11 protein-coding genes are annotated in these 15,424 nt (G+C 34.8%); 1 reads left to right on the top strand and 10 read right to left on the bottom strand.

The annotated features are described in order from the left end of the window. Nucleotides 1-176: 176 nt before the first annotated feature. From HMPREF9455_RS17600 to HMPREF9455_RS17550, 10 genes are all read right to left on the bottom strand, one after another. A complete protein-coding gene (locus HMPREF9455_RS17600; RefSeq protein ID WP_006801096.1) occupies nucleotides 177-1,025 on the bottom strand; it encodes an RteC domain-containing protein in 849 nt (282 codons plus the stop codon). A 126-nt stretch (nucleotides 1,026-1,151) separates the two neighbouring features. Then, nucleotides 1,152-2,003: a phosphatase PAP2 family protein gene (locus HMPREF9455_RS17595; protein WP_006801095.1), complete on the bottom strand. Its 852-nt coding sequence runs from the start codon at nucleotides 2,001-2,003 to the stop codon at nucleotides 1,152-1,154. Nucleotides 2,004-2,353: 350 nt separating this feature from the next. Then, entirely contained in the window at nucleotides 2,354-4,222 is a 1,869-nt protein-coding gene (locus HMPREF9455_RS17585) for a heavy metal translocating P-type ATPase (RefSeq protein ID WP_306540389.1), read from the bottom strand. 66 nt (nucleotides 4,223-4,288) lie between these two features. After that, nucleotides 4,289-4,513, bottom strand: coding sequence for a winged helix-turn-helix domain-containing protein (locus tag HMPREF9455_RS17580; RefSeq protein WP_006801092.1), 225 nt, complete (start codon nucleotides 4,511-4,513; stop codon nucleotides 4,289-4,291). Nucleotides 4,514-4,539: 26 nt separating this feature from the next. Further along, a complete protein-coding gene (locus HMPREF9455_RS17575) occupies nucleotides 4,540-4,881 on the bottom strand; it encodes a P-II family nitrogen regulator (protein WP_006801091.1) in 342 nt (113 codons plus the stop codon). Between the two features lie 30 nt (nucleotides 4,882-4,911). Next, nucleotides 4,912-6,108 (bottom strand): efflux RND transporter periplasmic adaptor subunit, encoded by a 1,197-nt coding sequence (locus HMPREF9455_RS17570; protein ID WP_006801090.1) that lies wholly within the window; start codon nucleotides 6,106-6,108, stop codon nucleotides 4,912-4,914. Between the two features lie 9 nt (nucleotides 6,109-6,117). Then, entirely contained in the window at nucleotides 6,118-7,371 is a 1,254-nt protein-coding gene (locus HMPREF9455_RS21595) for a TolC family protein (RefSeq protein ID WP_006801089.1), read from the bottom strand. Then, nucleotides 7,368-10,487: an efflux RND transporter permease subunit gene (locus HMPREF9455_RS17560; RefSeq protein WP_083820982.1), complete on the bottom strand. Its 3,120-nt coding sequence runs from the start codon at nucleotides 10,485-10,487 to the stop codon at nucleotides 7,368-7,370. Before HMPREF9455_RS17560 ends, HMPREF9455_RS21595 begins: the two co-directional genes overlap by 4 nt. 84 nt (nucleotides 10,488-10,571) lie before the next feature. Then, a complete protein-coding gene (locus tag HMPREF9455_RS21975) occupies nucleotides 10,572-10,889 on the bottom strand; it encodes a DUF6660 family protein (RefSeq protein WP_006801087.1) in 318 nt (105 codons plus the stop codon). 127 nt (nucleotides 10,890-11,016) lie between these two features. Next, a complete protein-coding gene (locus HMPREF9455_RS17550) occupies nucleotides 11,017-11,442 on the bottom strand; it encodes a Fur family transcriptional regulator (protein WP_006801086.1) in 426 nt (141 codons plus the stop codon). Between the two features lie 182 nt (nucleotides 11,443-11,624). On the opposite strand from HMPREF9455_RS17550, the gene HMPREF9455_RS17545 reads away from it, so the two are divergent. Further along, nucleotides 11,625-15,350 carry a DUF7149 domain-containing protein gene (locus HMPREF9455_RS17545; RefSeq protein ID WP_006801085.1) on the top strand — a complete coding sequence of 1,242 codons (3,726 nt, stop codon included), beginning with the start codon at nucleotides 11,625-11,627 and terminating at the stop codon, nucleotides 15,348-15,350. Nucleotides 15,351-15,424 lie beyond the last annotated feature (74 nt).

Genomic DNA, 15,424 nt, shown 5'->3' with positions numbered 1-15,424 from the left:
GGGCTTGTGAACCACACCTATCAACCATATATTATTCAATACTTTACTTGATCAGATCGCTTTGAGGTGAACACTTTAGGAGAAGCTAATTGACAGCTATTGGCTGTTCTTTGTCCGCTATTGAATAGTGTTATTTTCCTATCGACAAATATAGTGTATTTTTATAAAAATCATGCTCATTTATTATCTAATCCATCCATTCTTTCTTCGAGAAGCTTTATCAATTTATCTAAAAATAAAGTACGGCTACCTTTACGTTCTCGAATTTCCAGAAACGTGTGATAGAAGTCACCCAAATTGATATTGAAAACAGTTTCAATATATTCCGCTAGCTCTTTTATATTCGTATTGCCATTATTGAAACAACCTGCGTTATCCCATGCGTAAATCTGCTCAACAAGTTCTGCTTTTTTAGCAGTCCATGTCAGTCTTGCCTTTGGCAAATTAAATGAGTCTTGAATATTGGATTCGAGATTACTAATATGTAGGAGTTTATTGTTTACATATACCGTTAATCTCTCATTGGCAATCATCTTCGAAACCTTAAAATCAAAGCTCGTAGAGAATTTAGAGTCCCTTTCAAAGTAGAAGCAATCCTGTATTAACTGAATATCTGGCTTACCTCTTAGAAAGTAATATTTATCAAGGTGGGTACTTCCTGAACGATAATATTGATAGAAGTCAGCATTATTATCGAAAAAATACTTTATGCGTCCTAAAATTCCTTCTAAATAATTTTTGCGATCGATGCAACTTCCGGTGGGCATTCGCATTTCCAGATTATATATCTTTCTATGGTAAATTAGAATGCTAAAAAGTTGAGGTTTCGTCTCTTTAAAAAAGATGATTTCATCAAGCGGACTTTTAAATGTATAATTTGAAACAAATTCTTTTAATTCATCAAATGTAGACTCCAATAATGAAATAATACTAATAGATTTCTGAAAGATATTACATTCCTCAGAATCAATAAGCTGAATTTCTTTATTGATATTTTCTTTTATATTGCGAATAAATTGCTCCATTGTATTATTGTATTCTGTTTTTTATGTATTAGATACCTATTTTAGACTAGTCGAAGAAAGAATAAGTCATAATAATCGCTCAAACCTATAATTAGTTCATATAGGACATGTCTCCAACAATAGCTATTACAGAGATAAGGCTATAGCCAGACCTCCTTGTTTTCCATTATAAAAAGGGCTAAAAGAGATTTGTTTGCTAAATGTACCTTTGTTCATAAACTTCCTCTGCAAATAGGGATAAAGCCAGTAAGCAGCCTTGGTGCTTAGAATACCGAGTCCGGCTCCCACAATAACATCTGCAAACCAATGTTTGTCATTATATAAACGAAATATCCCTGTTCCGGTTGCAATGGTGTAGCCTGTTATGCCATACCATATTGAAACATCTTTATATTCCTGCCAAAGAAATTCTGCACCCATAAAAGCTACCGCTGTATGACCTGAGGGAAAAGAGTTTTTCGCTGATTTATCTGGTCTCTCTATCTTTGTTGAATACTTTATCGTATTTACTGATGCTGCCATAAAAAGAGTAGATATTCCTAGAATAAAGGTTCTGTCTTTAAAATTATTTTTACCTTTTATCCCCATTAAATTCAGTGCGTATACACTTCCTGCCGGAACATATTGAGAAATGTCATCTATGGTAAACTTCGAATCAATATGTTCTGTTACTTCATGCTTTACCTGCCTGTTAAGCAAATAATTATGCTCTATAGCTGTTTCAAATACACCATAAGCAATTAAAGCCGAAGGAATAATTAATTGCTTATATGAAAACTTAAGCTGTTTTACAGGTTTTATCTTGTCAGAAATGACTGTATCTACAGAAATTAAATTAGTAGAAGGTATATCACTGCCCTGAATCGAAAAATCGATGATTGGGTAGTTGCTTTGTAGTGTATCATTATCTACTGTATCCGCTTTTACCGATTGAAATAAGAGCAAGAAGAAGACAATACAAACCGATATGTTATTCATTGTTTTTTTATAAAAATAAGATTCGCTTGGCTGAGCTAAAGAGTTGTGTTCAGCCAAACGAAATTTTGAAAAATTACTTTCTGAAAATATAATTAGCTATAATCCATGTGTTAAACCCAAACACTACCATATATGGAATCGGATTAAAATGATTTGGACAATGTTCACTCTTACATCTGAAGAATATAAGCCATACAATTATTCCCATCAAAGCACCTATAGATATACTTATCAGAGAAAGATATCTTTTTATAATGGGATTCAGTTTTGATGGAGTTTCTTTTCTTGCTGCTAATCTTCTTATACGTCTCTTTTTACTCATGACGATAATAGTGTTAGTTACAAGACTTTCAGAACCTCATTTTTAATATTCTGACCGCATTTAGTATTGCTAGCAGAGAGACCCCAACATCAGCAAAGACCGCTTCCCACATGGTAGCCAAACCAAAACCACCTAAAATAAGTACAATCAGTTTAACCGAGAATGCCAATACTATATTCTGTATGACAACTTGCCTTGTAGCTTTAGCTATTTTAATCGAAGTTGCTATTTTGGATGGTTGATCTGTCTGAATGATTACATCGGCCACTTCGATAGCAGCATCACTCCCCATTCCTCCCATTGCTATTCCAACATCACTTAATGCCAGTGAGGGAGCATCATTTATTCCATCTCCGACAAAAGCAATGACATTATTCTTTTCTGTTTTCAGTTCCTCTATATGACGAACCTTATCTTCAGGTAAGAGGTCCCCATAGGCACTGTCAATACCAAGGCTGGATGCTACATTATTCGTTATGGAAGATTTATCCCCACTCAACATTACAACTTGTTTGATTCCAGATAAATGCATATCTGAAATAGCAGCCTGTGCATCATCTTTTACCTCATCCGCTATTGTTATATAGCCCGCATATTCTTCATTAATAGCTGCAATCACAATAGTCTCAACTATAAATTCAATTGTTCTGTCATAAGAGATATTAAATTTCTGCATCAACTTAGCATTGCCCACCAATACTTCTTCTCCATTTACGATCCCTTTAAGTCCATGCCCTGATATTTCTTCCACATCTGTAGCTGTATAATTATCTGAATCCTTTGCAAATTGAACAATTGCTCTAGCAATGGGATGATTTGAGAATTTCTCTATGGCAGCAACAATAGCGACAAATTCCTCTTGCTTATCTTCATCGACCGACGCAACTTTCTGCACATTGAACACACCTTTGGTCAAAGTACCTGTTTTATCCATCACGACTGTATTGACCTTAGTCATTAAATCGAGATAGTTAGCTCCCTTGAAGAGTATGCCTGCTTTAGAAGCTGCTCCGATTCCGCCGAAATAGCCTAATGGGATAGAAATAACTAATGCACATGGGCAGGAGATTACCAAGAATACCAATGCACGGGATAACCATTCGCTAAATATATAGTCGCTCACCACAAAATAAGGAATGACTGTTATAAAGAGAGCTAACAGGAATACAATCGGAGTATATATCTTGGCAAATTTACGGATCAATAACTCTGTCTTTGCTTTTCGGGAAGTTGCATCTTGCACCATTTCTAGGATTCTGGCAAGAGAACTATCCTGATACTTTTTAGCAACCTTTATTTCGATCACTTTATCAAGATTCAACATTCCTGCTAGTACAGTTTCACCGGCTGAAATAGTTTTCGGTTTGCTTTCCCCTGTTAATGCTGCTGTATTAAAGCTTGCTGATGATGTAAGCATTATTCCATCCAAAGGGACTTTCTCTCCGGCTTTTACCTGAATAACTTCGTCAATTTCCACTTCTTCAGGAGATATTGTTTGATATGAATCATTTCTATAAACAGTTGCTGTGTCAGGACGTACATCAAGCAATGCCTTAATGTTTCTTTTGGCTCTATTCACAGCCGAATCTTGAAACAATTCACCAATCGTATAAAATACCATTACAGCTACTCCTTCGGGATATTCGCCTATAATGAAAGCTCCAAGTGTAGCCATCCCCATAAGTGTAAACTCAGTAAAGAAATCCTTTTCCTTGATCGTTTCAACGGCTTCCCTAAAAACGGGAAAGGCAACAGGGATGTAAGCTATAATATACAACCCTAAACGAAGATAGCCGTTAAATATATCTGGAATAAAATTATCCATCGTAATACCAACAAGTAGCATAAGTAAACTTATTGAAACCGGGATATACTGCTTCCAGTTATTTTCAAACATCTGCGACTCGGTAGAGTCGCAAGATGTGCATTTATAATTATTCTCTGTATTCATTGCTATAAGTATTTAATAATACATTTCACTCGTAGAGCTATTCAACTCAAGATAGAGTATTTCATTTTTGTAAATGAACTGGATCTTATTCTCTCGAGATAACCATCCTAATGCCAAACATATGTTTTTATCATTATATCCGGTCAATTCCCCTATTTGTCTTACGGATAATGCTCCTTCATTAGACAATAATTGCCATATTACTCCGGCATTTATTCCAATATCATTTTTCAACATCTTGACTCTATTTTAAAAATTAATAACTAATCAAGAAGCCACCTGTCATCAGGCAATCCGGTTCTGACTCTGATTGCTCTTTCAACATCAGAGACATAGATTATACCGTCTCCTGAATTACCTGTTTTACCATATGTTGATATTATCGTAATTATTTTATCCACATCATCATTGTTACACACTATCTCAATCTTCGCAACTTTACTATTGGTAAGTGCAAAATTCATGGATAAAGAAGCATCTTCACTTTTTAAATGCCCTGTGCCTTCAGCCATTGAAACAGTAAGATTTGGAAATCCTGCATAAAGTAGTTCTCTTAGAATATCATTAACCTTAAACGGTTTAATAAAAGCTTTTATCTCTTTCATGTGATTTTATTATTTAATGTTTCAAAAAGATTAATGACCATGTTCACCATGATCTGTACTCATAGATGCTAAATAAAATGCATTAGCTTTAACGATAGTCACACCCTCTTCCAGTTTATTTACCGGAGTTATCTGTGTATATCCTAGTTCGCTTATACCTGTCAATACCTCAATCCTTTCAAAATGATAAGTTTTTACACCTTCTTCATTAGCTTCTTTCTCTAACACAAATATGTATTTCTTTCCTTCATTGCTGATAATGGCATCATTGGGTACAGCATCAGTTTTTTGTTTTCCAACATTAATCAATCCGGTAACATACATACCCGGAATCAATTTGATATCTGTCTTACCTTTTATATTTGCATGAACGATAATTGCCTTGGTATCCCCTTCGAAAGACTTGTTGATTTCATAAATCTCACCTTTCAGATTAACACCGGGTTGGTTGGTGAGGGTAATATCCACTTCCTGTCCGATTCTTACCATATTAATATCTTTTTCAAAGACTTTAACATCGCAGTGTATACCTGCATTATCGGTAATACTCATTAGTGGTGTTTGCATATCGACATAACTTCCGGTACTGATATTGATTTTGCTGACAGTTCCTGAAATAGGCGTTTTTATCGGAATTTGAGTAACCATATTACCTGAAGAAACCTGTTCGGGGCTAATGGATAATTGTCTTAGCTGCTTTTCCAAACCTGTTAGCTGCGCTTTAGTTATCTCGTAATTAGCTGTTGCCTGCTGCAAAGTTTTTTCAACCCCTGCACCTTGAGTGGATAAATCTTTTTGTCTTCTGTATTCTTGATCGGCAATCAATGCCTCTTTTTTAGTTGTCAGATAATTCTTTTGCAACTCCACTATTTCCGTATTTTCGAGATAGGCTACAGCTTGTCCGGCACTCACGGCTCGACCTTCAATCACCATTACCTGTTTGATGATCCCTCCTAACAAAGAGGTTACCTCCGCTTTTTTCTGTGGATCCAAGGCCATTTCGCCATTTACTCGAATAATACTATTTAAGTCTCTCTGTTCAATTTTGCCAAGTTGAATATCCACAGCTTTCATTTGTGATTCGGTTAGCTCTACTTCTACCGATTCGCCACCATGAGATTCTTCTGTACCTTCTTTTTCTTTTTCAGCCTCATTTTTAGGCTTCTGTCCACATGACCCTAAAAATATAAGAGACAAAGCAATTATCGCTATATATATTGTTTTCATAATTTTTTGTTATTTATTTCCTTGCAGGTAGTTTAACATAATGATTGTTTGATTGTAGTCATTGATAGCATTTGCATATAGCAAATGTATCTCTACTGCGGTCTTTAAATTCTGGATATACTCGACATAATCTATTTCTCCTTTTTCATATGAAACCTGTGATATCCGTGTTATATCTTCTGCTTGTTTGCTGCCACGAAGTGAATAATAGTCCAAAGCATTTTTAGCCTTGGTATATTCATTCAGATAAGTCTGATAATTCTTACGCATAGTAAGCATAACCTCTTCCTGCTGAACCCTTGCTATTTCGACTTCTCTTTTAGCAGCTTTTGTTTTGGCTCTTTGTTCTCCAAAAAATAGAGGAACACTTATTCCTACTTCAAATCCCATGAAATTACCTTTGTCAAAACGTTCTCTTTGTAAATCATACGGGTTAAAACCTTTTATAAGAAACTGGTTTTTCAATGCAAAATTGAAACTGGGCAGATATCCTTGTTTAATCACACTGAGGTTCTTTTCGCTTATGATCTTTTTATTAGCATAAACCTCTCCAAGTGGTGTTTGCTCCGGATTGAAATCATTAAAAGGATAGACTGCATCCAAAACAGTCAGAGTCGGCTCAACAGGTTCGACTGCCTCATCCGTATTCATCCAGCGTTGTAAGATTAGTTGTATGCTCTGATAATTCTTTTCAGCCTTTTGTAACTCAATTCTGTTTTCATTATAGAGTCGTTCAGCATTCATCTGTTCCAAACGTCCTGTTTCCCCTGATTTCAACTTTGCATTGGCGAGGAATAAGAATTTACCATAAATACGGTCCTGTTCCTGTAATATTTTGATATTTTCCTTTGCATAAAGCAATTGATAATATGTTGCTGATATTTCTTTTACAAGTTCATTGCGTGTAACGTCCAAATTACTTCGTTCCAGATTCGTTTCGGCTTTCAATAAGCCTCTGCGAGAACCATACACTGTAGGGAACTCAAAACTTTGGCTTAATGATATGCTATTATCAGGGCTTCCTCCTGATGTTGGGTCCTGACTTAACGAAAAGCTTGTTTTATCAATATTAAAAGCTGTGCCTTGCAAGTCTTTTGCTCTTTCAATTGAGATACGACCCGACTTCATGGTCAGGTTGTTATCTATTGCCGATTGAATGCATTCCTCCAATGATTTTGTTGTATTTTGCCCAAATAAAGACGGAGCTAAAACAACAGTCATTGTTATGAATACAATAGTCGATATTATTATTTTTGTTTTCATTCCTGTTTATTTTTAGTAAATGTTTTATAGATAGAAGGTAACACAACCAATGTTAGAGCCGTTGCAGTTAATAATCCTCCTATTACCACTGTTGCGAGAGGCCTTTGCACTTCGGCTCCATCGCCTGTAGATAAAGCCATTGGTAAGAATCCTAATGATGCGACAAGCGCAGTCATAATTACCGGACGAAGGCGCAGCATACACCCTTCGATTACTCTCTCACGAATGTTTGTCATCCCTTCTTTTTCAAATATGTTGAATTGCCCAATCAGAACAATGCCATTTAATACCGCAACACCGAACAGAGCTATAAACCCGACACCTGCCGAAATACTGAAAGGCATGTCACGTAACCATAGAGCCCAGATACCTCCAATAGCCGAAAGTGGTATGGCAGAGAATACAAACAAGGACTCTTTTACACTTTTCAATGTGGCATATAGAAGAAAGAGTATTAATAACAATGCTAATGGAACGGCAACCATCAATCTGTCTTTTGCTTCTTTCAGATTTTGAAATTGTCCTCCGTATGTATAATAATATCCTGCCGGTAGTTTGAATTCTTTGTCTAATATATTCTGAATATCAAACACAGTGCTTTGGACATCACGTCCTCTGACATTAAATCCGACATAAATTCGTCTCTCTCCATTTTCGCGTGTTACCTGTGCAGGTGCATCTTCATATTTAATTTCAGCCACTTGAGAAAGAGGGATTGTTCCTCCTGATGAAAGGGGCAGATATAGATTTTCTAATGAAGAGATATTATTTCTCAGATCATTATCCATTCTTAATACTAAATCAAATCTACGGTCTTCCTCAAACACATATCCAGCCTCATTTCCGGCAAATGCTGTTTTAAGTACCATATTGGCATCTTTGACTGATATACCATATTTCGCTAATTGATCTCGATTATAAGTAACCTGAACCTGTGGTAATCCGGTAACTTTTTCAACAAACGGATCACTTACTCCATCTACTTTTTTTATCAAAGAGGCTATCTTATTGGCTGATGAGCTAAGTACTTCCAGGTCATTCCCATAAATTTTAATGGCTACATCCTGTTTAATACCTGTCACTAACTCATTGGTTCGCATCTGTATCGGCTGTGTCATTTCCACTCCTAATCCGGGTATCTCTCCGATAGCTTTTTCCATCTTCTCCATCAGCTCCTCTTTGGTTTTGGCTGATGTCCATTCTTTTTTAGGAATTAAAGCAATCATCATATCCGCTCGTTCAATAGGCATCGGATCAGTTGGAATTTCGGCACTACCAATACGGCTTACGGCTTGTTTTACTTCAGGAAACTGTTCTTTGAGTATTTTTTCAGCTTGAGAACAGCTTTTAATCATCTGTGACAAGGATGTTCCCTGAGCCATACTTATTTCTGCCGCAAAGTCGCCTTCTTCGAGATTAGGTATAAATTCGCCACCCATTCTATTAAACATGAATACACTGACTGCAAACAGTGCAACCATACTTATGATTAGAGTTTTGCTCCAATTCAAGCTTTTGGTTATAATAGGACGATAGAAATTGTTAAGCTTATCCATTAGCTTATCTGAGATATTCCGCTTGTGCTCAGTTTTCTTACTTAAAAACAACGCACTTGCCATAGGCACATAAGTTAGAGATAGAATAAATGCACCCAATATGGCAAAGAACACTGTCATAGCCATTGGCTTGAACATCTTACCTTCTATACCGACCAAAGTGAAAAGTGGAATATAAACAATCATGATAATGATTTCTCCAAATGCGGCACTATTCCTTATTTTAGAAGCTGAATCAAATACTTCCTGATCCATTTCTGCCTGTGTCAGCAACCTCCCTTTATATCGGTCTTTCATGACTCCTATATGATGACAGACGGCCTCGACAATGATGACCGCCCCATCCACAATCAATCCGAAGTCGATAGCTCCGAGGCTCATCAGGTTTCCACTTACACCAAACACACGCATCATACCAAATGCAAACAGCATAGATAGTGGTATTACGGAAGCTACTACCAATCCGGCTCTGTAATTCCCTAAGAAAAGTACAAGAATGAAGATAACGATCAATCCTCCCTCTATCAGGTTTTTGGTAATAGTATTCGTTACTCTGTCTACCAATTGTGTCCTGTCAATAAACGGCTCAATAATGACTCCCTCCGGTAAGCTCTTTTGTACCTGAGCCATACGCTCTTTTACATTTTTTATTACCTCTTGAAAGTTTTCACCCTTCAACATCAGGGTAATACCTGCAACAACTTCTCCGTCTCCATTTCGGGTTACAGCACCATAGCGTGTTGCATTTCCATACTGTACTTTTGCTACATCCCGAACAAGGATAGGAGTACCATTGACTGTTTTAATCGGTATTTTTTCTATATCTTCCAAAGACTTGACAATACCTAACCCTCGTATGAAATACTGATTACTGTATTGTTCAATGTAGCTCCCTCCTGTATTTTCGTTATTGTTTTCAAGTGCAGTATACAATTCAGGGATTGTTATATTTACAGCATTGAGTTTATCCGCATTAATGGCTATCTCGTATTGTTTTACAAAACCTCCCCAGCCACTTATCTCTGCTACACCTTCTGTGCCTGAGAGTTGCTTTCTAACGATCCAATCCTGCATGGTACGCAAGTCAGATATACTGTATTTATCCTCATAGCCTTCTTTTGCCCGTATTGTATAGTGATAGATCTCTCCTAATCCGGTAGATATAGGAGCTAAACTAATCTTACCTACTCCTTGAGGAATAACTTCCTCCGCTTCTTTTAGTTGCTGGTCTACCTGCTGACGTGCCCAATAAATGTCAGCATCTTCTTTAAATACAATGGTTATAACGGATAAGCCACTTCGGCTGATACTTCTTCTTTCTATAACTTTGGGAATATTGGCTAAAGCCATTTCTAAGGGAGTAGTAATAAACTGCTCCACTTCCTGTGCTCCTAAGGATGGAGCCTGAGTAATGACCTGCACCTGATTATTGGTGATATCAGGGGTAGAGTCGAATGGTAATTGAGACAGGGAATAAGTCCCCCAAATAATGAGGGCTACAGTCATGACTCCAATTACCAATTTATTCTCTATCGAGAATTTAATCAGTTTTTGAAACATAATTTGAATATTAAAATATAACAATAGGATTGTACGATACATCTACCTTTAGACGTATCAAATTGGATACAAGAATGTTATATTTTAAGCCTTAGGGGGTCTCCAAAGACTATCCAGATGAGATGAAGTTTGGTTTTCATTATAAATAGCAATCTTCTTGACCGGAGTACTATCTATATTTCGCAGGTCAAAGCTATTTTTTGCTATAAAATTGGGATTGTGAAAGCTGGAACATGCGCAAAACGGAGTACATATTTCCTGAGCAGTATCGCTTTCACTATGAGCTGTTGAAACTTGTTCTGTCTTATCTTGTAAAGAATCTATAGTCTGTATATTGCAATTGCATGGAAGCAAGGCAAGACACAGAAAATAAATACTTATTATAAAGACAAATGGTCTCATTTTGTTTTTCTTTATGCTACAAATATAAAAATAAATTTATGCAACTCAGTTGCAGACTTCTATTATTTGTTAAAGAAAGGTTTTAAGTTTGTATATTTATTGAAAAAAGGATTGTAGATAACAAATATCATGAATTAATGAGCTTATTACACTGGCCGCAATATCCTTTAATTACAAGATTTACACTTTCTATTTGCATAACGGGTGATAATTGAAATCCGGGAATAGATATATTATCCAGGCAAAATGCCTTTTTGCAATAATTACAATAAAAATGAGCGTGCATATCTTCAATGCTGCAATGGCAATCTCGACTACATACAGAATACTTAACAGAACCTGAGCCATCATCGAAGCTATGTATTAATTGATGCTCATGAAATAAATGTATTGCTCTTGATATTGTAGATTTATCTATCGTGTCAAGTTGAGATTCTAAATCTGACAAACTAAATGCTCTGTCAAATTCAAGCATAGCTTTTAGTACCAGTATGCGAATAGCTGTTGGTTTTATATCCCGCTCTTCTAATAAATTTACAAAAAGACTGTTCATAATGCAGTATTTTATAATATAGAGTTTATAAAGTTATATCTTTTATTGAAAAAACTCCTCCTCTTTCTGGCTTTATTCTTCACATGCTCTCATTACATATTTCTAAACAAAAAGGATACTTTACATTTTATATGTTATATTTTTGTGTTTAATAAAAACGTATCTATATATCATACAATATTATGAAAACTCCTAAACAAGCTTTAAATCCAGCATTTTTAAAACAAAAACCGGATCGCAAAGAAATAGAATTGTTTAAACAAGAGTTTATTTCTCTGTTGGATAAAATAAACGATACTGAATCGGAGGAGTTTCATAAAAACCTAATTATAGATTTCCTAAATTCCGTTTACTATAAAAACAATCACTATATTAATACATATGGTAGAACAGATTTAGTTATTCATAACGAGAAAGATACTAAATCACCTGTTGGCGTCTTGATAGAAGTAAAGAAGCCAACTAACAAGAGTGAAATGATCAGCAAAGAAAACCTCAATGCTAAAGCATTTCAAGAATTGGTTCTTTATTATCTCAGAGAACGTAAGGCAAACAAGAATCTAGAACTACGATATTTAATTATTACGAATATCAACGAGTGGTTTATTTTTGATGCTCAAGACTTCAAAAAACTATTCTATGATGATAAGAAATTTGTAGACTTATTTGAACAATTCCAAAATAAACGTTCGGATGATTCATCTACAAACCACTTTTACAAGGAGATCGCATCGCCTCAAATAGAGAAAGTGAAAGATCAAATCCCATATACTCATTTTGATATTAGGGATTATGATAAAATTATGCGTAATAAGGATAAGGAGGACGATAGAAAACTAATTGCTCTTTATAAGTTTTTATCTCCGATTCATTTACTCAAACTATCCTTTGCTAAAGATTATAATGAGTTAAACAAAGAGTTTTATGCAGAGCTTTTACATATACTTGGCTTAGAAGAGGTCAAAGAAAAGTCTCAAAAATTTATTGTTCGAAAGTCTCAAGGAAAAAGGGATAATGGTTCAATTATTGAAAATGCGATAAACGAATTAGATGCGATGGATAAATTATCTATGCTATCTAACATAAAACAATATGGAAACACCTATGAGGACCAATTATATAATGTAGCTCTAGACTTAAGCATTACGTGGGTCAATCGAGTCCTGTTTTTAAAATTGCTAGAAGCTCAAATTATTAAATATCACGACGGGAATAAAAAATATTCTTTTCTTTCAACTGATAAAATTGAAGGGTATGATGATTTAAATAGTTTATTCTTTCAAATATTAGCTCGCAAAGAAGACGAGCGGCGAGATGGAAATTTAAAAGAAAAATTCTCTCATGTTCCATATCTGAATAGCTCTCTTTTCGAACCAACGGAATTAGAGGGTTATACTATTGCGATTAGCGGACTTCAAGATAAAGCAAAAATAGAATTATACTCTAAATCTGTATTGAAGATTAAAGGACAAGTTGATAAGAGGCTTACTCCTTTAGAATACTTATTGAAATTTCTTGATGCCTATGATTTTAGCAGTGAAAGTTCAGAAGATATACAAGAGGAAGATAAAGCATTGATATCAGCGTCTGTTCTTGGATTGATCTTTGAAAAAATAAACGGATACAAAGATGGCTCTTTCTTTACTCCAAGCTTTGTTACTATGTTTATGTGTAGGGATACTATAACTCGCACTGTTATACAAAAATTTAATGAGACTAAAGGTTGGGAATGCAAAACAATCATAGATCTACATAATAAAATCTCAGATATAAAAGAAGCGAATGAGATATTCAATTCTATTCGGTTGTGTGATCCAGCTGTCGGATCAGGTCATTTTTTAGTTTCAAGTCTAAATGAAATGATCTATTTAAAATCAGAACTCGGTATTCTTACGGATAGAGAAGGGAAATTATTAAGAGGCTATAAGATTAGTGTAGAGAATGATGAGTTGATAGTCAGCGATAATGAATATGGTATATTCAAGTACAACCCTCACCATCACGAGAGTCAGCGTGTACAAGAAACATTATTTCATGAGAAGCAAACCATAATTGAAAACTGCCTATTTGGTGTTGACCTTAATCCAAATTCTGTAAAGATCTGTCAACTTCGTCTATGGATCGAACTTTTGAAACATACCTATTACATAACTAAGACCAATAGATTAGAAACTCTACCTAATATTGATATTAATATCAAATGTGGAAATTCATTAATTAGTCGTTTCGGCTTAGACGAAAATTTAAAACCGATTCTTCGAGGGCTGAATATATCGATTTTAGAATATAAAGAGGCTGTTAATAATTATAGGAATGCCCACAATAAGCAAGATAAAAAACGTTTAGAACAATTTATTAAAGAGATTAAAACTAATCTAAAAACTGAAATTAGCAAAAACGATAAGAATAGTAAATCCTTGTTTAAAGCAAAAAAAGAATTATCCGATTTAACAGCACCAGATTTATTTGAGCGAACACCCAAAGAAAAAAAAGCTTTACAAAAGAAAATAGATTTAGCTCAAAATGCTGTTGGAAAATATTCTGCTATTATTGAAGAAATCAAAAATAATAAAATATTTCAAAATGCATTTGAATGGCGTATTGAATTTCCAGAAGTATTAAATGAGGATGGTGATTTTATTGGTTTTGACGCTATCATTGGCAACCCACCGTACATTCAGCTTCAGTCGATGGGAGAGATAACAGATATCTATCAAAAAATGGAATTTGAAACCTTTGAACGTACAGGAGATATCTATTGCTTGTTCTACGAATTAGGAAATAATATTCTTCGAAAAAACTGCTTTTTATCATTCATTACGTCTAATAAATGGATGCGTGCAGGATATGGAGAAAGTATGCGCAGATATTTTGTGGAGCAGACAAATCCTGTATTATTAGTGGACTTTGCAGGTATTAATGTATTTGATGAAGCCACTGTGGATGTGAATATTTTAATGTTCCAGAAGGATAAAAACCGACAACAAACAGAGGCTTGTATTGTCAAAAAGGAAGGTATAAAAGATTTGAGCGTTTTTATTAGACAGAATAGTGTTAATTGTGAGTTTGGAGTAGAAAGCTGGGTAATTTTGAGTTCTCTTGAACAGAGTATAAGGTCTAAGATAGAGTTAGTTGGAACACCTTTGAAGGATTGGGATATCGATATTTATCGAGGTGTTTTAACTGGATATAACGAAGCGTTTATAATTGACAGCGAAACGAAAGAAAAATTAATCAAAGAGGATTCAAAATCTGCTGAAATTATACGACCGTTACTCAGAGGTAGAGATATTAAGAGGTATGGATATCAATTCGCTGATCTATATCTAATTACGACATTTCCAAGTCTAAAGATAAATATAGATCAATATCCTGCTGTAAAACAACATCTTATGGACTTTGGATATGATAGATTAAAACAGACAGGAGAAACAGGATCAAGAAAAAAGACTAATAATCAATGGTTTGAGACGCAGGATAGTATAAGTTATTGGGAGGATTTTTATAAACAAAAAATTATATGGAAGATTATTGGAAATCAAATGGCTTTTTCTATTGATTCCAATGAGTATGTTGTGAATAATGCCTGTTATATATTGACAGGATCATACCTAGAATATCTACTGTCTGTTTTGAACTCTAATGTAATAAAATGGTATAGCTATATTACCAACATGAACAAGACAGGAGTTGGAGATGTTCAAGTTGGTGGTCAAAATGTCAATCTATTTCCAATCCCATTATTATCTGATTTTGAGCAAGAGCCATTCATTAAGTTAGTAGAAGAAATGCTAATAAAAAAAGAAAAGAATGAGAATACAACAGTCCTTGAAACTATAATAGACAATCTTATATATGCAATGTATGGACTATCTGAAGAAGAAATACAATTTATAAGTTCTCAATAAATTCAACTTCTTCTTGAGATAACTTGTATAGTTGGCATATATACTTATCTAATTTTTCTATTTCATCAATAGAA

The organism is Dysgonomonas gadei ATCC BAA-286, from assembly GCF_000213555.1.
Taxonomy (GTDB): Bacteria; Bacteroidota; Bacteroidia; order Bacteroidales; family Dysgonomonadaceae; genus Dysgonomonas; species Dysgonomonas gadei.
The sequence above is the reverse complement of the archived record's forward strand: the minus strand, read 5'-3'. Positions and strand labels throughout refer to the sequence as shown.